The organism is Peribacillus sp. NPDC097675 (assembly GCF_050277655.1).
Taxonomy (GTDB): Bacteria; Bacillota; Bacilli; order Bacillales; family DSM-1321; genus Peribacillus.
In genome coordinates this window covers 45,344-65,507 of sequence record NZ_JBNNSK010000011.1, presented here as the reverse complement: position 1 = coordinate 65,507, position 20,164 = coordinate 45,344, and the positions used below count along the sequence as shown (strand labels likewise).

The following is a 20,164-nucleotide window of genomic DNA, read 5'->3' as shown; positions in this document are numbered from 1 at the left end:
TTATATCACTTTTTTCTCTTTTAAATTAGCAATGGTTTTTTCGTCCAACTCTAAGATTTTTGTAAGAATTTCATTGTTATGTTCGCCTAAATCCGGAGCGATTTGCCTGATAGAACCAGGTGTTTCAGAAAATTTAGGCACAATTCCAGGAATTTTAACTTTTCCCAATCTAGGATGTTCCACTTCAACAATATTTTCTCTTGCTTGGTACTGGGGATCCTCAAAAATATCCTTGATATTGTAGATTGGACTCATCGGCACGCCGCACTCGTCGAGAAGATTCTGTAGTTCATCTTTCGTTTTCGTTTTCACCCAATCGGAAACGATTCCATTGACTTCATCAAATCGAGTCAAACGAACCGAGTTTGTAGAATAGCGATCATCCTTCAGCATATCTTCACGATTCATGGCTTTTGCCAAACGCTCAAAAGTCTTGTCGGAGCTCGTAACCAAAATCACCCACTGTCCGTCCTTGGTCAAAAAATTCCCTGCTGGTGCTGAATGACCGCTCAAACCAGGCGATCTTTCTTTGATAGTAGCAGTCTGATCATAATCAGCCACCAAAAATTCCATCATCCTGAACATAGATTCATATAAACTGACATCTACGTATTGTCCAGATCCTTGCTCTTGGCAATCCCTGTGATACATGGCTGTTACAGCAGCAAAAGCGACATAAATCCCCGTCACATAGTCCGTTAAAGAAAAAGAAGGGCTGATTGGTGGGCGGTCTGGGTAGCCATGCAAATACGTAAATCCGCTGAAGGCTGTGGCCGGTGTACCGAAACCTGCTTTATGTGAATAAGGTCCCGTCTGTCCATAGCCTGTTACTCTGATCATGACTAAATTAGGATTCATTTTTTTCAAATCTTCATAGCCAATTCCCCACTTTTCCAGTGTACCGGTTCGAAAGTTTTCAATCACCATATCAGATTTACTAACCAACTTCCGCAGAATGTCCTTGCCCTCTTCCTGGTGCAAATCCAACGTAATCGATTTCTTGTTACGAGCCATGCCTGGCCATCTTAATCCTTCTCCTTTATAATAGGGTCCTAGATTACGTAGAGGATCACCGACATCAGGCATTTCTACTTTGATGACTTCTGCACCAAAGTCACCAAGAAGTGTAGCACCATAAGGGGCCGCAATAACGGTTGACAGATCGAGAATACGGATTCCCTCCAAGGGACTCCTCGATTTATTAGCTTTCATGTATGCTCACCCCCTTGAATTTATAAATAACTTCTCTTTAAGAAAGAGTATACATAAAGGCTATATCCAAGAATGCATACAGGAATATAGCCTTTGTAATAATTGAGATAGAACACCTACATCCATTGTTTTACACAGTTGAAAGTGTTCTCTCTTTGTATAACCAGTCTAAATATTTGTAATCATCTGCAGAACGATTCAGCATGATTGTATCTCTTAGAAGCCTTGTAACTGAATCCTCGGCATGCTTAATGTCTCCCCAAGTTCGTGCCCCTCGCTGTACCTCTGCCGTTCTTGGGATGCGTTCCTGTTGATATTCGTCTAACGCTTTCGCTACATTTGAGCCATTGGTACGCATTTTTTCTGTTAAACAAACCGCATCTTCAAGAGCTTGACAAGCCCCTTGTGCGAGATATTGTAGCATCGCATGAGCACTATCACCCAATAGCGTAACGCGTTCCGACGACCACTTTTCCAGCGGTTCGATATCGAACAGCTTTGTCACCAATCCGTTTTCCGCCAATTTCAAGGATTCTTTAATGGTCGAACAGCTATCGCCAAACATTTGAATGAGTTCCTCTGCAGTCCCCCAATCCTCAGTGTTCTCATTAAATTTATAGCTTTTGAATACCGCCACCTGGTTAATGACACTCTTATGACGTACCGGATACTGTACCAAATGTATGCCAGGCCCAATCCACGTTAATTTCTCGTCCCAATCAATATTGATCGTCATTTCCGACATCGGAACAGTAAAGCGATAAGCTACATATTGAGACACAACTGGATTGGCTAGGCTTAGTAATGCACGTGTCTTCGAACGGATTCCATCCGCTCCAATCACTGTTTCTGCTTGTAGTACCTCTCCATTTTCACAACGCAATTCAACATAATCAGCAAATTCTTCAATAAATTCCAATTTGTGATTGGTTAAGAACGAAATATTATCTAAAGATTGGCAAGCCTTTAGCAAAACGCTATGCAAATCAGAACGATGAATAACGATGTACGGGTACCCAAAACGGTCACTGAATGAATCCCCAAATTGGACGGCTGATAATTCCTTGCCACTTAGCGCATCCATGAATACATGACGGCGAGGGAATACCGCTAGCTTATAGACTTCATCCAAGACTCCTAAAGTATCAAGCGCCCGCAAGCCGTTCGGACCCACCTGCAATCCCGCTCCAACCTCACCAAATTTCGGCGCCTGCTCAAGTAACGTTACTTTTTTTCCTAATTTAGCAATTCCGGTTGCAGCAGCTAAACCACCTATTCCACCTCCTACAACGATAACCTCTTTTACTTCTCCCATCATGATCACCCCTTCTATTGAATTGGATATTGATTCTATTATTCTATTGAGATTACATCGTCAGAGAAATCAGGTTCAAAAACGGATTTGACCTCCTGATAACTGCCGTGTTCTGCATAATCTTCTTCCCGTTCAAAACCAAAGACCTCCATAATCGGTAAATCATTCGTAGAGAACAAAAATGCCTCTTCTGTCTCGGATGTATTCACGTGCTCATGCCATGTCCAAGCTGGCAGTGCGAAGAAATCTCCTGCTTCCCAATCAAAACGAACACCATTCATCACCGTATACCCGCTGCCTTTGTGCACGTGATACACTGAGCTGTGGGTATGACGATGCGCTTTTCCCTTATAATGAACCGGCAACTTCTGCATTCTGGATCCGACTCTTCCATTCGCGTCTTTGCCTGTGGACGGATTGATATATTCCACGGCGAACCCGTCAAATGGATCAGGCTTCAATTCACTCTGTCCATCCAATGCTTGTTTCGTCAAATCCCATTTATATCGTCCTAACGGTGCAGGTGAAGGCTTGCGATCGGAAATTGGCCGTACCATCCCTCCCGCATAACGCTTTGTACCGTAATCATCAGGAAACTCGATTGGCTGCTGCTCCTGTGGATGCATCTCGAAGAAGGAGCTTGTCAATGCCGAAGTGAATGGGATATCTAAACAGTCCATCCAAAGGACCGTTTCGTTTCCTTCATTTATGTGATCGTGCCAGCACCACTCCGGCGTAATGACATAGTCTCCCGGTTCGAAATGATATTTCACACCGTTCACAATCCCAGATGCACCATGGCCTTCCATAATAAACCGCAGTGCTGAAGTCATATGCCTATGAGGTGGAGCAACTTCCCCTGGATTAAGTGCTTGAACAGCTGCGTACAGCGTTTGTGTCGCACCTCCCCATCCGTGAGGTTCCAAATGCTTCATACCCGGATTGATTAAGTACACCGCTCGTCGATCAATGGATCCTGTCCCTACCTGCAACAGTTTCTTAGCCTTGTCAAGCATTTCGAGAATCAGCTTCTTTTTCCACAAATATGGTACCGCTCGCGGAGTTGGCTGAGAAGAGCTGAATACAGAAGCCCATAATGGTCCCATATTCTTATCATTTAGCTCCTGGTGAAAATCTAGTAATTCTGGTGTCCATTGTTGTTTCAATTTATGTTCCGACATATTAATACCCCACTTTCGTAATTACGTACATTACAAGATTCAATTAATATTAAACTCGTTTATAATTTTAAAAATAGGTTTAATAAATTACATAGTCATAATATTCAAATAATTAAACTTTCAATTGTTCTCTCTCTTTACCTGTTTATAATGACTACTTTAGGTATTCAACTATAGTTAAATGCCTGGTTTATAGTCTACCTGTACGGAAAATTCACCGATTCTTTCAATGTGTATGCGTACAGTATCTCCTTTTGTAATTGGCGCCACTCCTTCGGGTGTTCCAGTCGTTACAATATCTCCCGGAAGCAGCGTCATCACACTGGAAGCGGCTTCAAAGAATTTGTAGCAATCGTAAATGAGATCCCTCGTGTTGGCCGATTGTCTAATTTCATCGTTGACCCACAAATTCATTTGCAGTTGATTTGGGTTTTCTACTTCCTCAGCAGTTACAATCCATGGACCTATTGGAGTAAAAGTATCGAAGGATTTACGCCATGGCCTATCTTCCTTGCCGCGAACCGTAATATCCATTAATGCGAGATATCCGAAAATGTACTTAGACGCATCCTCTGCCTTGACATCCTTTGCCTCCTTACCGACCACGAAGGCAATTTCCGCTTCATGATCCACCCTTCGATCTTTAAACGGCAGCAGTACCGTTTGATCCGGCCCAATTATTGAAGAAGGTGATTTGAGGAAAAAGCCAAGTCTATCTACAGTTAAAGCGGTGTTCATCTCTTGTTTGTGCAGTATATAATTAATAGGAGCCGCAATAATTTTGCTTGGATTCGGGACTGGGGCACGTAACGACACATCCGATATCGGACAAATATGACAAGACCCTATGCCTGCTTCGATTTTCGGTTTCATATCATCGAAATTCCCCATCAACTCGACTAGGGAGGCTTGAGGCGCCTCGTTGTTCCAAGCAGTTAGTTCTGTAATATCGATCACATTGCTGCCATCGATTACACCCACGCGATTCTCGTTGAACAATGCAATTTTCATTATGATACCCCTTTCATTTGATTCCCTATTGGAATCAAATCATTTGTTTTGGTGGATGCATCTTCAGTTGATTGTGTATCTCGTTTATCCAATCACTGAAGCATGTGTAGACGTCAATTCGTAAACCTTGATCGTACAGCTCATCAGCAATCTGCTCTATATCGCCATGATTAATTGAGGACTGAGCAAAATGGCTTAAACAACTGATCCACTTCTCACGATGTTCTTTTTCGTTCAGTGGGTTTTCTTTAGAACCCGGTGCGTGAAGAACCGTTTTTTCATACGTTTGACCAATTTTTGTCTTGATTTGTATTTGTACTGGCAATCTTCGATTAAGTCGCTTGTCTTCCTCCGATTCTTTCATTGCCAACACAATGACCTTAGGAAGCAGATTCTGAATGTCAGTACGCTCTACTTGATCGTCATCAAAACTACTCAACCTCACATGTCCATCGGCTATCGCCGCAAGTACGGTATATTCAGCACTAAACTTTCCCTGTAATCCTGTCACGGGACGTGAATGAACCAAGGGCAATAGACTCCTAGGCTGCGCTCGAAGCACAATTTCATCTACAGCATCTAAGCTTAACTGATTTTCCTCTTTAAGCTCCAGAGCTCCATGGATAAAGCGGTGTGTGCCAAAACAGCAAGGAAACTTTTTGACGGATAGTCCCACTACCATATCGTAAGGATCTCCGAATCGAATAGAGTTCATTGCATTCTGTAGCTCATCTTCATCAGCCCCACCGCTAAACGCCATGAAGAAGCCGCGTTTTCCAAAAATGCTACGATTCCCAGTAAACCCCTGTTCAGCAAGCATTGTCGACTGAATTCCGTGGGATGCCGCCAATCCTACGTGTAGCGACTTGGTCATGGAACCGAAATTTTTCTGTAACCCTCCAGTCATCGATGCAGCGATGGCGATCGCATGAGAGCATTGCTCCGCATTTAAATGTAGGAGATAGGAGCAAGCAGCCGCCGCTCCTATTGTGCCCAACGTATCAGTTGCATGCCAGCCCAGATTGTAATGCCCGATCCCCATCACTTGCCCAATGCGAATCATGACTTCCGTACCGATAGCATAGGCGGTAATGACCTCCTTACCCGAACTGCCAAGCTTCTCGGCAAGAGGGGCTATCGCCGACAGAATCGGAGCGCTGGGGTGGATGACGACACCAACCGAGGCATCGTCATAATCCAACACATGGGAGGCAGTCCCATTAATGATTGCCGCTTTGTCACAGTCCACTTTCACTGACTGTCCCCAAAGGGAAGAGTCACCGCCCTGCCCTCCTTCCTGGGAGACATATACCTTTTTGGCCTTTTCTACGGCGGGTTCACCCCATCCTGCCAAAGCCACCCCAACCGTATCGATAATAGCTCGCTTAGCTAATTCCACCAGTTCTGTAGGAAGCTGATGATAAGATGTTTCTGTAATAAAAACAGTAAGCCTCGTCATTAAGTCTTTATTGATTTTTCCATCTAGGTTTACGCTTTTCATTAAAAGCCGCCACTCCCTCTAACCTGTCTTCCGATGACACCAACAAGTTATATGCTGCAATATCCAGCGCGTATGCTGTATGATAGTCTGTTTCTGAACCTTGATTAATTGAGGTTTTTGCCGCCCTTACTGCCATCGGAGCAGTATCTGCTATCATTGCTGCCAATTCCAGCGCCGTTTCCAGCGACTTTCCTTTGGAAACGACTCGGTTGACCATGCCCCATTCATATGCTAAAGTCGCATCAATTTTTCGGCCGGTATAGATCAGTTCTTTGGCTCGGCGTACCCCAATTGCTCGGGTCAGATTTTGCAGCCCTCCGCCACCCGGTAAAATACCTCTCAAAGCTTCCGATAAGCCGAAAATGGCGGTTTCCGAAGCAATGATAAAATCGGTTGACAGTGCCATTTCACACCCTCCGGCAAGCGCATATCCTTCTACGGCGGAGATGATAGGAACTGGGAAATCCCGCGTCAACAGTACTAAATCTTCAATTATATGATGCTGTCGTTTCCAGGTGCCGTCGCTCATTCCGTTGCGTTCCTTTAGATCTCCTCCGGTGCTGAACGCTTTATCACCTGCGCCTGTAATAACAACACACCTTAAATCTTCGTTATAGGCCTGCTCGCGAAACAGAGAAAGTCTTTCCTCGAGCATCTTGGTATTCATCGCATTCATCACTTCAGGTCGATTTAACGTAACAACCAAAATTTCGTTACATTCCCCTTTAAATTCAACCTTCAACATTTCATAGGATTCTTTCAATATACTCACAACCATCGCCTTCCCTTCTTAATATGACCTTGGCATTTTCAACACATGCTGGCCTACATAACTTAAAATTAGATTGGAAGAGATTGGAGCGATTTTCATCATTCTTGCTTGCATCCACTTACGGTTAATGTGATACTCGTTTGTTGCAGCATAGCCGCCGTGCGTCTGCATACAAGCTTCAGCAGCATCATAAGCAGCTTCCGAGCAAAGATATTTCGCCATATTTGCTTCCGCACCAGCTGGCTGATTGTTATCAAATTTGGTAGCTGCTTCATACATAAGCGCCTCCGCAGCTCGAAGTTCTATATACGCCTTCGCAATCGGGAATTGGATACCTTGGTTTTTGCCGATTGGTCGGTCAAAAACAATGCGTTCGTTTGCATACTTGACTGCTTTGTCGATAAACCACTTGCCATTGCCAAGCGCGGATCCGGATACAAGAATTCTCTCAGCGACCATCCCGTCCATAACGCAGTAGAGTCCTCTTCCTTCTTCTCCAATCAAGCATTCTTCAGGAACTTCAAGGTCATTGAAGAACAATTGATTCGTATCTCCGCCTAGCATAGTAGAGATTTTCGTCGCTTCGATGCCGTCTCCAACTTCTCGCGTGTCAATCAGGAACAAGCTGATGCCGTGGGTTTTCTTTTCGACTTTGTCAAGTGGCGTGGTACGGGCAAGCAACAGCATTAAATCCGTATTGTTGAAGCGGGAGATAAAGGTTTTTTGTCCGTTAATAATGTAACGGTCTCCCTTCTTCACAGCAAATGTTTTAATTTTAGTCGTGTCCGTACCCGCATCTGGCTCAGTGACAGCAAATGTTTGTAGTCTCAAGGATCCGTTTGCGATTTTTGGCAAGTATTTGCGCTTTTGTTCCTCACTGCCGTGTCTCAGAAGCGCCCCCATCGTATACATTTGAGCATGAATTTGGTTGGAGTTTCCTCCAGATCGATTGACTTCTTCTAGGATAATGGCTCCCTCTGTAAAACCTAACCCCGAACCTCCGTACTCTTCCGGAATAAGTGCCCCTAACCAGCCCGCGTCACTCATTGCTTTTACAAATTCTGTCGGATGGGTACCATCCTCATGGGATTGTTTCCAATAATCTAAATCGAAACGTGAACAAACCTCTCTTACGCCGTCACGAATATCATTCTGTAGGTCAGTAAATTCAGTAATCATCTTTTATTCCTCCATATCCTATGATTATTTTCTACTATTAATCTATGATCCTTGTACCTGCATCCAGGATTGCGGTCTAATTCCAGATAGAACCCCGCCTTTGGACAAATGTCCTGGGAGCTCTCGTCCCACAATGTCTTCGGCCATCTTGGTACATTCGATCAAGGATTCCAAGTTAAGTCCAGTATTGATTCCCATTTGTTCACACATAAACGCGACATCCTCAGTTGAAATATTCCCTGGTGCCCCTTTCACTGAAGCAAAAGGACATCCACCGAGTCCTGCAACCGCCGTATCGAATTCCCATAGGCCTTCCTGAAGAGCTGCGTAAACATTTGCAAGACCCAGCCCGCGTGTATCATGCAGATGCAAATGTATATTAAGTTCTGGCCACTTATCCTGAATGGCACGAACCGTTCGCTTAATCTGCTCCGGGTTGGCCCATCCCATCGTATCTGCTAGTTTGACTTTCTGAATCCGTTCTCCATAACCTTCTGCCAATGTGATTACCTTGCCCATGACATCTAGCAAATGATCCAAATAGATATAGCCTTCAAAGTTACATCCAAAGGAAGCCATAAATCCCATCTGTTTGACGGGTATGCCTGCTGCCTGATAGGCCTCAATCCATTCTGGCAGCGCTGTGAGCATTTCATTCGTTGATTTATTCATATTCCGCTTCGAAAAAGCATCACTGGCAGATAACACCAGACTCCCGTCCAATGTAACGTTATTGGATAGTGCTCGCTCCAGGCCTTTCAAATTCAGATATGCTGCCCGATAAGTAACCCCTGGCACTCTCCGTATCTCTGAGAGGACCATCTCTGCATCTGCCATCTGTGGTACCCACTTCGGACTAACAAAAGATGTGACTTCAATATTTCTGAGTCCTGCCTGGCTCAATGCATTGATGAGGGTAATCTTATCCTTTGTCGGAATCGTGCGTGCTTCCGATTGAAAACCCTCCCTTGGCCCTACCTCATACAATTCAACGTGTTGGGGTAATTCCATGTTCTTACCTCCTAACCAACAATGCTCTTGCTCTTGAGCTGATCCATTATTTCTTTTGAATAATTTAAAGAGTTAAGAATTTCGTCCGTATGCTCCCCTAACAGTGGAGGCAGAGATTGAAGATTGCCTCGTTCTTCGTTGATTCGGAATGGTAAATCAACCATTCGGAAATCGGACACTCTAAAGTCTTCCACTGGTTTAATCATTTCGAGCGCATTCACTTGTTCATCGCGGAGCACCCGATCCAATGTATTGATTGGACAACTTGGTACATCATATTCCGCCATTAAGCTGACGAGGTCATCCACTTCATATTCTAAAGTGCATTCTTCTATCAATCGATGAAGTTCTTTACGGTTCTGGACCCGGACCGGATTAGATTCAAATCGAGGATCCTCGACTAATTCTGGCATTTGAAGCGCCGCACATAAATTTTTAAACAGTCGATTGTTTCCTGCTGCTACTATTGCCCAGTGCTCCCCTTTGGTTTTAAAAGCCTCATAAGGTGCCGTCGTCGCCATTCCCGTTCCCATCTTCTTCGGGAGGTTTCCAGAAGCCATGTAAGTAGAAAGCTGTAATGTGACCCATCCAATACCCGTCTCTAACAGACTGTTTGCTACTTTACAGCCTTTGCCGGTTTGGTTGCGTTGGTGAAGGGCGCTTAGAATCCCGATCAGAGACCACATCCCTGTTGCCATATCAACAATGGAAACGCCTACACGAGCAGGATCATCCCCCTCATTTCCTGTCAAACTCATGATGCCGCTGTATGCCTGAATTAGTGGGTCATAACCCGGCTTGTTTTTCATTTCCCCTTTATCTCCGAATGCACTAATTGCCGCGTAGATTAAGGTAGGATTAGTCGCGGATAACTGCTCATAGCCAAGTCCGCGAGATTCTTCACTTCCAGGCTTCAAGCTATGGATAAAGATATCTGCAGTCTCACATAACTGATGGACAATTTTCTGCCCCTCAGGATGATTAAGATCCACGCAAAGACTTTTCTTATTGCGATTTAACGCCAGGAAGGTGGATGATTCCCCTCCCCATAATGGCGGGTGCCAGTGCCTCGTATCATCTCCATGACCCGGACGTTCAATCTTGATGACCGTCGCTCCTAAATCACCTAACATTTGTGAACAAAACGGGCCCGCAACGTTTTGCGTTACATCGATGACCGTAAGACCCGAAAGAATATTAGCCATTTTCGTTTCCCCTCTCTTTTGCTTTATACTGGAACTTTGCTGAATTCCTCTGTCAACAATGGAAGGACCTCAAATAAGTCTCCTACAATGCCATAATCCGCCACTTTGAAAATCGGGGCTTCCGGATCCTTATTGATTGCCACGATAATTTTAGAATTAGACATCCCCGCCAAGTGCTGAACAGCCCCGGATATGCCGCACGCGATATATAAATCGGGCGTTACCACTTTCCCGGTCTGTCCGACTTGCATCGCGTAATCACAGTAACCTGCATCACATGCCCCACGAGATGCACCAACAGCCGCTCCCAGCACTTTAGCTAATTCGTTAATTGGGTTGAATCCATCTGCGCTTTTCACTCCCCGACCACCCGAAATAATAATTTTAGCCTCCGTCAAATCGATGGTGCCTGATGTTTTTTTGACGACTTCTTTAATGATTGTGCGAATATCAGTAATGGTCACTTTAACATCGATTGTTTCTGCAGTACGGCTTGCATCCGGTTCGCCTTTAGCGATATTATTAGGACGAATGGTAGCAAAAGTAATTCCGTTTGTTATTTTTTTCTTTTGAAACGCTTTCCCTGCATAAATAGGGCGAACAAAGACAACTTCATCCCCTTGAATCTCCACATCAGTACAGTCAGATATTAACCCAAGTTCCAGACGGGCAGCTACCCGAGGGGCCAAATCACGGCCCATTACGGTATGACCAAGCAGTACGGTATCCGGTTTCACCATATAAATTATTTCTGTAAACGCTTTCGTAAATGCGTCTGTTGAATAAACATTTAATTCCTCATTAGCGACCAAGTAGACCTGATCGGCGCCATAATGCGCTAATTGCTCTGCCTCTCCATCTTCCCCTTGGCCAAATAATACCGCCATGACTTTCCCACCGTTTGCAATTTTCCGGGCAGCTTCCAATACTTCGAACGAAACATTTCTCAAATTCCCGTCGCGTCTTTCAGCAACAACTAATACATCCTTACTCATTAATTCCTTCCCCTCCTTAAATGTTAAGTTCAGATGAATCGATTACACCACTTTCGCTTCATTCCGCAGGATATCTACCAGCTCTGAGATTTGATTTGGCAACTCCCCTACAAGTACTTTCCCGGCCACTTTTTGTGGAGGCAGATATTGATCCAAGATTTCCGTTTTCGAAAGAATTTCCTCAATGTTCAGACCTAAATCAGCAGCAGTAATCCGTTCTATCGTTTTTTTCTTCGCCTTCAAAATTCCTGGAAGTGAAGGGTAACGTGGTTCATTTAAGCCCTGTTGTGCGGTCAGCAGTACAGGCATCGCAGCTTCGATAATTTCTGTATCGCCTTCCATGTCTTTTTCAACTCTTACCAAACCGTTTTCAACTTCCAGTCTCGTAATAGTAGAGATATGCGTAATCCCCAACTCTTCTGCCAAGCGAGGTCCAACCTGAGCTGCTCCATCATCGACAGCCATATAACCACCTATAATCAAATCATAAGTATCTCTTTTCGCAACCGAAGCCAAAACTTTGGAAATCATATATTCATCACCGAAAACAGACTCATCTTCCACGATGATCGCCTTATCAGCTCCCACGCCTAAAGCCGTACGAAGTGCTGCCTCGGCCCGTGATGGACCTACAGTAACAACTGTGACTTCTCCACCGTATTTTTCCTTGATGGAGATGGCCTCCTCCACAGCGTACTCATCATAAGGATTAATCACGAATTTTACTCCGTTTTCAGATACTTGCCCATTAGTGAGTACAATTTCCTCTTCTGTATCAAATGTTTGCTTGAGTAACACCAATATTTTCATGAGAACCTCCTGAAAGTAAAATTTCATTTTTCGTTTCAGAATATTTTTTAAATATTCTATATATTTAAAATTTAACATGGGTTTAAACATATTACTAATATCTAAATGATAGTCTTCCCATACATTTTAAATATGTAATTTACAGACATTCTTTTAAAGATAATCAAACTACAAATTTAGCTTTGATTCTTTCCCTTATCGCCATGCGCAGGCAAGGGACGCGTAATATAACCAAAGGCCAAAAGAACCAACCCGCTACCCCAAAAAATCGCCGAAACTCCTATCAGACCCCCAATTCCGCCAAAAATTAATGGAATCGCAAATTGTGAGACGCGGTTAATCATCATCTGGGCTCCTAGCACCTCTCCACGACGTTCCGGTAAGGTTGCTTCCAGTACAGCGGAAGTGCTCAGCGGTTGTGCAAGACCAAAACCTGCTCCTACAATGCCAATCAAGACAAAAAGCACGACAATTGAGGGGGAAATTGGGGTTATGAGATAAATGACAGCGGTAACAAAAATCGACCACGTCAGGATTTTCATACGACCAAAAGAGTGCACTAAAGACGTCTGGGTAAATCGAATAATGAGCATAGTGAGACCACTTAATGAGAGGAGGATTCCTGTCATCGTTGGGCTAATGTCCATATTTTCCGCAAGCAAAGGAAAGTACACGCTAAATAGCTCCCGATTGGAAAAAAGTAATCCTCCTATTAGCATCGCGTTCCGCATGTCACGGTTTCGCATTAGCTTCCAGATTGATTCTCTTACTATCAAATTAGATTGTTGGTTTCCAGACGTTTTTAAAAGATTATTTCCATCAGCATCTTTCATGCCCATTTCGCTACTCAATGCGATGGCAATGAGAGTTATATTAAAAAAGATGCAGCTCTGGTAACCGTAGCTATCATACAGATATGAACTCATTGTAGGTCCTACCATCGCTCCTATCGAGCCGAACAGACTGTAGTTGGCCACTGCCCGATCGATATTCCCTCCTAGGTTGCCGATTCTCTTCTGTAAACAGAGCATCAGGCAGGTAGAGGCGATACCGACCATTGCTAGTTGGATTAAAAAGGTGAGAAATGAGGGGTATATTGCACTTAACAATAAGGCGACCATAAACATGACATTCCCGATAATCACAATTGGACGCGTTCCAATATGGTCCACCCATTTCCCAATCTTCAAAGCCAATATGGCCGGAAATATTGCAGAACTAGCAATAATCATGCTGATTTCTTGAGGGGAATGTCCTAAGGAGTAAGCGTATATCGAAACAACAGGCTTAATCCCCGTAATCGTGGTGATTAGAATCGTATTCATCAGTATAATAATGTAATAATTCAATAGATTCACCGCCAAGATAGAGGTATAGAGCCAAAAAGTATTCTAAAATAAAAAGGACTCCCCTAAATTAGGAAAGTTTCATATAACAAAATTTGAACACCATAAGGGAAATATAGTAACTCTGAACCAGCCTCGATTGGAGACTCTAACTAATCTATACCTTACTTAACCAGTTATGGGTGACCCATAATGGTATGAGTCACCCATAAGAAAATTGAAACTATCTACTTTCGTTTTAATAATTATACTTTTTTCTTATGGAGGTTAATCCCGTGGTATTCAATAAATTCATCAAAAACTTCGATAGACTTTTCTCTTCCGATTCCACTTTGCTTGATTCCACCAAAAGGGATGTGTTTTGAACCTAATAGTGTTTGTCCATGACCATTAATAAATGTCATACCCGCTTCTATTTGGTTCGCAATGTCCAATGCACGTTCTAAATCCGATGACCATACGGAAGAACCCAAACCGAATTCTGAATTGTTGGCCATATGGATAACCTCTTCTTCCGTATGATAGGGAATCAGCGGGAGCACCGGACCGAATTGCTCGCAGGTTACAATCTCAGCGTTAGGATGGACATCCCGTACTACAACTGGTTGCAAATAGTAACCATTGTCCCAGTTTTCAGGTTCAAGCCGCTTACCTAACTTGACTAAGTTCGCCCCGCTATGCTCAAGTCTTTCGATTAGTTCTTTTATCCTTCGATATTGAAGTTGGTTGTTGATTGGACCCATCGTGGCCTCTTTATTCAACTGATGTCCAATTTTATAGGCATCTGTCAATTCGCAAACCTTTTCATAAAACTCATCATATATATCATATGGGATGTAGACCCGCTTAATGGCAAAGCAGAATTGACCCGTTCTTCGAAATGCTCCTTCTACGATTTTGGGAACGACTTCATTGAGATTGGCGTCGTCTAGTACGATGGCGGGATCATTACCCCCCAATTCAAAGTGAACATCTTTGAGTGTTTCAGCAGCAGATTTCATGATTGTCACAGCTGTATTTCCTCCACCGGTAAATGAAATTTTACGAACGAGCGGGTGAGAAGTTAAAGCGTTTCCCACATCACCGTCCCCAAGAACAACATTAATCACACCTGGAGGAAATGATTTTGCCATGGTTGTTAATAAACTGACTACACCCATCGACGCAGTCGGTGACGGCTTAACCACAATGGTATTACCTGCGAGAAGAATAGGCGTTATTTTTTGTAAAGTCAGGATGAGTGGAGCATTCCAAGGGACAATACAAGCAATTACACCCATCGGCCTTTTCACTACACTGACCCAACCGGTTTCATCCTCAATTACCCGTTGTTGAAAAGCAGAAAGTGCTAAATCAGCCATATTTCTCATATCCATCAAACCTAACTTGATTTCATCGATTGTTCTGCCAAGAAGCATACCATTTTCTTTAGTCGTCACAGAGGCGATGGAGGATGAATTCCCCTCTATTTTCTCAGCAGATTTCATTATAATTGAAATTCTCTCCTCTAGTGAATTCTTGCGCCAGGAGAGGAAAGCTCGATGTGCAGAATCCACGGCTTGATCGACATGGGTAGCATCTCCATTGGCGATATAGCCTACTGTTTCGCTTAATCTACCAGGGTCCTGCACTTCGGTATAATGCTTCGTTGACACATCCTCATTGTTAATTAACATATTTACCTTCAAATACTTTCACCTCGATTTGACTATTTCATATGCTCCTTACATCTCAACATCGTCAGCCAATTTTCCACGCTTATTTTTAACTCCACTATAGATACTAAGGGCAAATATAATAATAGCCACGACCATAATGACGCCTGAAATGGGACGTGTAAAAAAGATTAGAAATCCTTCGGTTGAGATCGATAAGGACTGCAACATGGAAGACTCCATCTGTGATCCCAATATAAACGTTACAATCATCGCGGACATTGGAATATCTAGTTTCTTCATTATATATCCAATAACACCAAATACTAGCATGATTGCAACATCCCAAAGGCTACCATTCAGACTATAAGTTCCCACCAAAATGACCATCAGGATAATAGGGAACAATAATTTATATGGGATCATGGCGATTTTGGCCCAAACACCGACTAATGGCAAGTTCATGATCAGCAGTAAGACATTCCCAATAAACATGCTCGCAATCAAGCCCCATACAAAATCCGGATTTTTCGTAAACAGGGCTGGCCCTGGAGTTAATCCGTGCATTATAAATGCTCCTAAAATTACCGCCATGGTTGGCGAGCTAGGTAAGCCTAACGAAAATAAAGGAATTAAAGCGGCACCACTATGAGCGTTATTCGCTGTTTCAGGTCCAGCTACCCCCTCTATAGCGCCTTTTCCAAAACGTGACGGATCCTTTGCAACTTTTTTTTCTAAAATGTAAGAAAAGGTTGACGCGATAATCGAGTTTGCACCTGGGATGACTCCAAGAATCATTCCGATGCCAGTTCCCCTCCCAACAGATTTGAGAGTTGGCCCCCATTCTTCCCGCCTAGGAAGAAGTCCTGTAACCTTACCTGCTTTAGCAATTTTCTTTGGATTTTCCGCATTCAGCAGGATCTCTGAAATACCAAACAGTCCCATGGCCATGACTGAAAAATCCAGCCCTTCCATCAACTCCATGGAGTCAAATGTGAAACGATATTCTCCAGAAACCATGTCTTGTCCTACCAAGGACAATAATAAACCAATCAATGCAGCGATTAATCCCCTGACCAATGACTTGCCCATCAATGCCACGATCATCAGCATGCCAAGCATCATAATCGCAAAGAACTCTGGCGGACCAAACCCCAAAGCAAATTTAGATAAGGCAGGACCTACAAATGTAAGCGCCGTTACAGCAATAATCCCACCAATGAAAGAACCAATTGCTGATACCCCAAGAGCCGCCCCGGCACGCCCCTGCTTGGTCATTTGGTACCCGTCAATACACGTAATGACCGATGCAGCCTCACCAGGTACGTTAACTAATACGGAAGTTATCGTTCCTCCATACATCGATCCGTAAAAAATTCCGGAAAGCATGATAATGGCTGAGACTGGCTCCATCCCGAAGGTAATGGGAATAAGTAAAGAAGTTCCAGAAACCGGCCCAAGGCCAGGCAGTATGCCAATGATCATCCCCAACAGTACCCCAATAAAGCAGTAGAGAAGATTCGACCAGGTCATGGCCGTTTCAAATCCTTGCAAAAGCAATAACAATGAATCCATTAGCCTGTCCCTCCTAAAATAGAATCCCCCCTGAAGGTATGTACACCTTTAAAACCGTATTAAACATCAAGTAAATGAATAGTGTAATCCCGACAGACATCGATAATGTGGTGTACCATCTATACTCTTTGTAGAACAAAATAGACATAAAGATAACGCCTGCAAGTAAGAATCCACCTAAAATAAAGAAAATTAGGAAAATGAACAGACTCATAATGATAAACAAGATTCGTTTTAAAGAACCACCTGTTGGCCAAGACTCACTGCTTGAATTTTTCCCTTTCGCACTTTCAAAAATATACAAAATAGAGAGAATGATTAGGATACCGCTGAGCCATCTAGGAAAAAAGCCTGGCCCTGGTCCAAGAACACTAGAATAGCTATACTGAAAGGACATTACAAACAAAAAAAGTGCTAGAAGTAAAATGACTATCCCGGCCGTAATTCCTGACCTGTAGTTACTCATATTAGATTCATCCCCTTTCACGAATCAAACTTGAATAGAGGGGCATTAAGGGAGTTCACCCCGAATGCCCGATGTTTTCAATACCATTTTATTTGATCAGTTTGAGCTCTTTTAGGACTACTTTAGTTTTAGCATTCTCTTTAGAAAGCTCATCTTGAACATCTTCAGCCGTATCGTATTGAACTTGAAGGTTGGCTTTCTCGAACTCTTTAATCACTTCAGGGTCTTCCATGGTTTTCTTAACCGCTTTCTGCAGCATCGTTACAATTTCTTGTGGCACATTCTTTGGTGCGATAAGCGAGGTATTGCTGTCGTATACGATGTCGTAGCCTTTATCCTTTAGAAGGGGAACCTCTGGAAAATAAGGAACTGGTGTACTTCCTGCATTAAATAATGCACGAAGCTCTCCCGAGTCTATTAGCGCCTTCGCATCACTCGGCTGTAAAACGGCTCCCTGAACATGCCCCCCTAAAATTCCTGTGATCGCAGGAGGCGTCCCTTCAAACGGAACCGGCTTTGCTTTTAAACCTGCAATCATGTCCAGTTCAGCCATCGGCAGATGAGACCCTGACCCAATTCCCCCAGCCACGCCAAATGTAAATTTACCTGGATTTTTCTTCATATAATCAACCCATTCTTCAAACGTTTTCCATGGTGCATCACCTTTTACAACCATGATCTGTTGATTGCCAAATACTTTTGCGATGGGCTGAAAACTGTCATATGAATACTTTGTTTTTCCATAAAGTGGCTGTGTAGCAATTGCCCGATGTGTGGACAACCCGAGTTTATATCCGTCAGGCTTAGCATTAAACACTTCAGAAATGGCAATCGTTCCGCTGCCGCCGGGTTTGTTCACAATCACTATCTGGGCTTTAGGCAAATATTTAGGAAGGTATTTTTCAATAATTCGAGCACCAATGTCTGTAGAGCCGCCAGGAGCAAAAGGTACGATTACTTCAATCGGCTTTGTCGGATACTCTATTTTAGACTTTCCGGATACCGTTGATTTTGAAGATTGAGAACAACCTCCCAGTACAATAAGCAAAACTGACATACATAGCACCACTATTTTTTTCATTTTCCAACATTCCCCCCTAAGAATAATTTTCAAGTCACTTTGAATTCACTCGTTTACCTCACCCCCTTTCACATGAAAATATAACTTCTATTAAGCCTAGACTATTAATCTATCTGATATGAAATTTTGGCAAGGCGGACATCCACCACAGCGGATCTCCCATTTTTCACTTCTTTCATGGCCTGCTGTAATATTTCCGGTAACTCCTTTGGATCTGTCACCGTCCTGGCGTATGCACCCCCTGCTGCTTCAGCAATTTTTGCCAAATCAGCAGATTGATCAAAATTCACCCAGTAACGGTCCGTTTGCTTGGCCATGCCGTCTGGATACCGCTTTAATAGATTCTGCTTCGTTGCATTCCAACCTTCATTGTTGTAAATGACGGTTAGGAATGGCGCCTGATACCTGCGCGACATCCAGTGAACTGAGGCGGGAACACTGAATAAGTATGTACCGTCACCGGTTAACGTCACTACTGTTTTTGAAGGATCAGCGAGCTTGATTCCAATAGCAGCGCCACCGTTCCATCCTAATGATGTACCTCCGCTGCCAAAATAGGTGCCTGTCTTTGAGCGCGGCAAATGCTTGGATACCGTCATTGTATTCGTAATCGTCTCATCTAATATGATGGTCTCATCGTCCACCACATTTCGTAAGCAAGCCGTCAACCATTCTGGAGAAATCGTGTTTCCTTTTGCCTGTTCTTTTTGCTTCCAAGCTTCACGTTGATCGTCGTGGTGGTTAGCTAAGCGGTGATAACGTTCTTGTACTTGTGCCTCATTCATATCCCTCTGGACTAGATCTTCATTTAATTGAATTAAGGACTCATAGGCATCCGCACGATAATTCTTCAACGAGGGAATGTGCCACAATGGGATTTCTTCCTTGATAGGGTCTAAATCAATGAAGTAGACTTTGCAATCTTCCTTTGGCTGAACTTGTGTAGCGACCCAAGGAACATCCGTGTCAATGGCAATAATAACATCCGCTTCAGGAATAAAAGGGTTCGGATCGTATCCCAGATGCAGAGGGTGGTCCCTAGGGAAATTCACGTAAGACGGAACCTGCTCCACCACAGGTATGGCTAATTTTTCGCAAAATTCAATTAATTCAGGAACTGCTTTTGTAATTCTGCCTAAATATGACGTAATCAATAATGGATTTCGCGCTTCTGATAAAGCGCTTACAATTTCATTGACACCAGATTTGGATAAGGAGGACTGTTCAATTGGCGACCATTGTCCCCAAGTATCTGGTACTTTCTTCACTTTTTCCTCTAGAACTTCTCTCGCTCCGGTCAAATAAACCGGTCCAGGTGGATCACTTTGGGCCATCTGCATGGCCCGGTAAATGAGCTGTTTCACGTTCTTACCCGTTCTAATATCTGATTCCCATTTGACATAGGACCTGAGGATTCCACGCTGATCGTATATATTTTGTAGGTAATTCACATGGGAATTGCGGCTTCCGGGAAGTTCTCCGTCCATGGTGAACGGTGTTTCTCCAGCGAAAATGAATACCGGAACGCGAGCTCTGAATGCATTATGAACAGCCCCTCCCAGGTTTTGAGTCCCTACATCCGTATGAATGATGACACCCTGTGGTTGGCTGGACAACATCGCATATCCTTGAGCCGCGGATAAAGCGACACTCTCGTGCGGACAAATGATGGCCTTTGGGAGTTCCTTTCCTTCCTCCTTGGCCTTGGCCAAGGCCTCGATCAACGATGGATGATCGCTGCCTAGATTGCAAAACAGGTAAGAAATACCAACTTCCTGCAATGCTTCCATCAAAGCGTCTGCGGTCGTATAACTATCGAACTTAAGTGCTTCGTCCATGAATTCATCTC

General features: G+C 43.6%; 17 protein-coding genes. All 17 read right to left on the bottom strand.

Annotated features, from left to right (window positions below):
• The gene (locus ACQKL5_RS16435; RefSeq protein WP_427609962.1) at positions 1-1,212 is read right to left on the bottom strand and encodes a CaiB/BaiF CoA transferase family protein; all 1,212 of its coding nucleotides are present in this window, start codon (positions 1,210-1,212) and stop codon (positions 1-3) included.
• Between the two features lie 130 nt (positions 1,213-1,342).
• The gene (locus tag ACQKL5_RS16430) at positions 1,343-2,527 is read right to left on the bottom strand and encodes an FAD-dependent monooxygenase (RefSeq protein ID WP_427609961.1); all 1,185 of its coding nucleotides are present in this window, start codon (positions 2,525-2,527) and stop codon (positions 1,343-1,345) included.
• Between the two features lie 38 nt (positions 2,528-2,565).
• Positions 2,566-3,708, bottom strand: a complete 1,143-nt coding sequence (locus ACQKL5_RS16425; RefSeq protein ID WP_427609960.1) for a cupin domain-containing protein — start codon at positions 3,706-3,708, stop codon at positions 2,566-2,568.
• A 177-nt stretch (positions 3,709-3,885) separates the two neighbouring features.
• The gene (locus ACQKL5_RS16420; RefSeq protein ID WP_427609959.1) at positions 3,886-4,707 is read right to left on the bottom strand and encodes a fumarylacetoacetate hydrolase family protein; all 822 of its coding nucleotides are present in this window, start codon (positions 4,705-4,707) and stop codon (positions 3,886-3,888) included.
• Between the two features lie 46 nt (positions 4,708-4,753).
• Positions 4,754-6,220: an MmgE/PrpD family protein gene (locus tag ACQKL5_RS16415; protein WP_427609958.1), complete on the bottom strand. Its 1,467-nt coding sequence runs from the start codon at positions 6,218-6,220 to the stop codon at positions 4,754-4,756.
• Positions 6,186-6,998, bottom strand: a complete 813-nt coding sequence (locus tag ACQKL5_RS16410) for an enoyl-CoA hydratase/isomerase family protein (protein ID WP_427609957.1) — start codon at positions 6,996-6,998, stop codon at positions 6,186-6,188. Before ACQKL5_RS16410 ends, ACQKL5_RS16415 begins: the two co-directional genes overlap by 35 nt.
• Before the next feature lie 12 nt (positions 6,999-7,010).
• Positions 7,011-8,171 carry an acyl-CoA dehydrogenase family protein gene (locus ACQKL5_RS16405; protein WP_427609956.1) on the bottom strand — a complete coding sequence of 387 codons (1,161 nt, stop codon included), beginning with the start codon at positions 8,169-8,171 and terminating at the stop codon, positions 7,011-7,013.
• 42 nt (positions 8,172-8,213) lie between these two features.
• Entirely contained in the window at positions 8,214-9,182 is a 969-nt protein-coding gene (locus tag ACQKL5_RS16400; RefSeq protein WP_427609955.1) for a hydroxymethylglutaryl-CoA lyase, read from the bottom strand.
• Between the two features lie 11 nt (positions 9,183-9,193).
• The gene (locus ACQKL5_RS16395) at positions 9,194-10,387 is read right to left on the bottom strand and encodes a CaiB/BaiF CoA transferase family protein (protein WP_427609954.1); all 1,194 of its coding nucleotides are present in this window, start codon (positions 10,385-10,387) and stop codon (positions 9,194-9,196) included.
• Between the two features lie 23 nt (positions 10,388-10,410).
• A complete protein-coding gene (locus ACQKL5_RS16390) occupies positions 10,411-11,382 on the bottom strand; it encodes an electron transfer flavoprotein subunit alpha/FixB family protein (RefSeq protein WP_427609953.1) in 972 nt (323 codons plus the stop codon).
• A 42-nt stretch (positions 11,383-11,424) separates the two neighbouring features.
• Positions 11,425-12,192 (bottom strand): electron transfer flavoprotein subunit beta/FixA family protein, encoded by a 768-nt coding sequence (locus ACQKL5_RS16385; protein WP_427609952.1) that lies wholly within the window; start codon positions 12,190-12,192, stop codon positions 11,425-11,427.
• Between the two features lie 176 nt (positions 12,193-12,368).
• A complete protein-coding gene (locus ACQKL5_RS16380; RefSeq protein WP_427609951.1) occupies positions 12,369-13,541 on the bottom strand; it encodes an MFS transporter in 1,173 nt (390 codons plus the stop codon).
• Between the two features lie 242 nt (positions 13,542-13,783).
• Positions 13,784-15,214, bottom strand: coding sequence for an aldehyde dehydrogenase family protein (locus ACQKL5_RS16375; protein ID WP_427609950.1), 1,431 nt, complete (start codon positions 15,212-15,214; stop codon positions 13,784-13,786).
• A 48-nt stretch (positions 15,215-15,262) separates the two neighbouring features.
• Positions 15,263-16,768, bottom strand: a complete 1,506-nt coding sequence (locus ACQKL5_RS16370) for a tripartite tricarboxylate transporter permease (RefSeq protein WP_427609949.1) — start codon at positions 16,766-16,768, stop codon at positions 15,263-15,265.
• Positions 16,769-16,781: 13 nt separating this feature from the next.
• Positions 16,782-17,234, bottom strand: a complete 453-nt coding sequence (locus tag ACQKL5_RS16365; RefSeq protein ID WP_427609948.1) for a tripartite tricarboxylate transporter TctB family protein — start codon at positions 17,232-17,234, stop codon at positions 16,782-16,784.
• Positions 17,235-17,322: 88 nt separating this feature from the next.
• Complete coding sequence (locus tag ACQKL5_RS16360; protein ID WP_427609947.1) at positions 17,323-18,315, bottom strand: tripartite tricarboxylate transporter substrate binding protein; 993 nt, start codon at positions 18,313-18,315, stop codon at positions 17,323-17,325.
• Between the two features lie 104 nt (positions 18,316-18,419).
• Complete coding sequence (locus tag ACQKL5_RS16355; RefSeq protein WP_427609946.1) at positions 18,420-20,153, bottom strand: thiamine pyrophosphate-requiring protein; 1,734 nt, start codon at positions 20,151-20,153, stop codon at positions 18,420-18,422.
• Positions 20,154-20,164: the final 11 nt, after the last annotated feature.

Coding starts and splice junctions, on each gene's coding strand:
- ACQKL5_RS16370 (WP_427609949.1), bottom strand. CDS start 16,768: ATGGATTCATTGTTATTGCTTTTGCAAGGATTTGAAACGGCCATGACC.
- ACQKL5_RS16385 (WP_427609952.1), bottom strand. CDS start 12,192: ATGAAAATATTGGTGTTACTCAAGCAAACATTTGATACAGAAGAGGAA.
- ACQKL5_RS16435 (WP_427609962.1), bottom strand. CDS start 1,212: ATGAAAGCTAATAAATCGAGGAGTCCCTTGGAGGGAATCCGTATTCTC.
- ACQKL5_RS16410 (WP_427609957.1), bottom strand. CDS start 6,998: ATGGTTGTGAGTATATTGAAAGAATCCTATGAAATGTTGAAGGTTGAA.
- ACQKL5_RS16430 (WP_427609961.1), bottom strand. CDS start 2,527: ATGGGAGAAGTAAAAGAGGTTATCGTTGTAGGAGGTGGAATAGGTGGT.
- ACQKL5_RS16390 (WP_427609953.1), bottom strand. CDS start 11,382: ATGAGTAAGGATGTATTAGTTGTTGCTGAAAGACGCGACGGGAATTTG.
- ACQKL5_RS16365 (WP_427609948.1), bottom strand. CDS start 17,234: ATGAGTAACTACAGGTCAGGAATTACGGCCGGGATAGTCATTTTACTT.
- ACQKL5_RS16405 (WP_427609956.1), bottom strand. CDS start 8,171: ATGATTACTGAATTTACTGACCTACAGAATGATATTCGTGACGGCGTA.
- ACQKL5_RS16360 (WP_427609947.1), bottom strand. CDS start 18,315: ATGAAAAAAATAGTGGTGCTATGTATGTCAGTTTTGCTTATTGTACTG.
- ACQKL5_RS16355 (WP_427609946.1), bottom strand. CDS start 20,153: ATGGACGAAGCACTTAAGTTCGATAGTTATACGACCGCAGACGCTTTG.
- ACQKL5_RS16415 (WP_427609958.1), bottom strand. CDS start 6,220: ATGAAAAGCGTAAACCTAGATGGAAAAATCAATAAAGACTTAATGACG.
- ACQKL5_RS16375 (WP_427609950.1), bottom strand. CDS start 15,214: ATGTTAATTAACAATGAGGATGTGTCAACGAAGCATTATACCGAAGTG.
- ACQKL5_RS16425 (WP_427609960.1), bottom strand. CDS start 3,708: ATGTCGGAACATAAATTGAAACAACAATGGACACCAGAATTACTAGAT.
- ACQKL5_RS16395 (WP_427609954.1), bottom strand. CDS start 10,387: ATGGCTAATATTCTTTCGGGTCTTACGGTCATCGATGTAACGCAAAAC.
- ACQKL5_RS16400 (WP_427609955.1), bottom strand. CDS start 9,182: ATGGAATTACCCCAACACGTTGAATTGTATGAGGTAGGGCCAAGGGAG.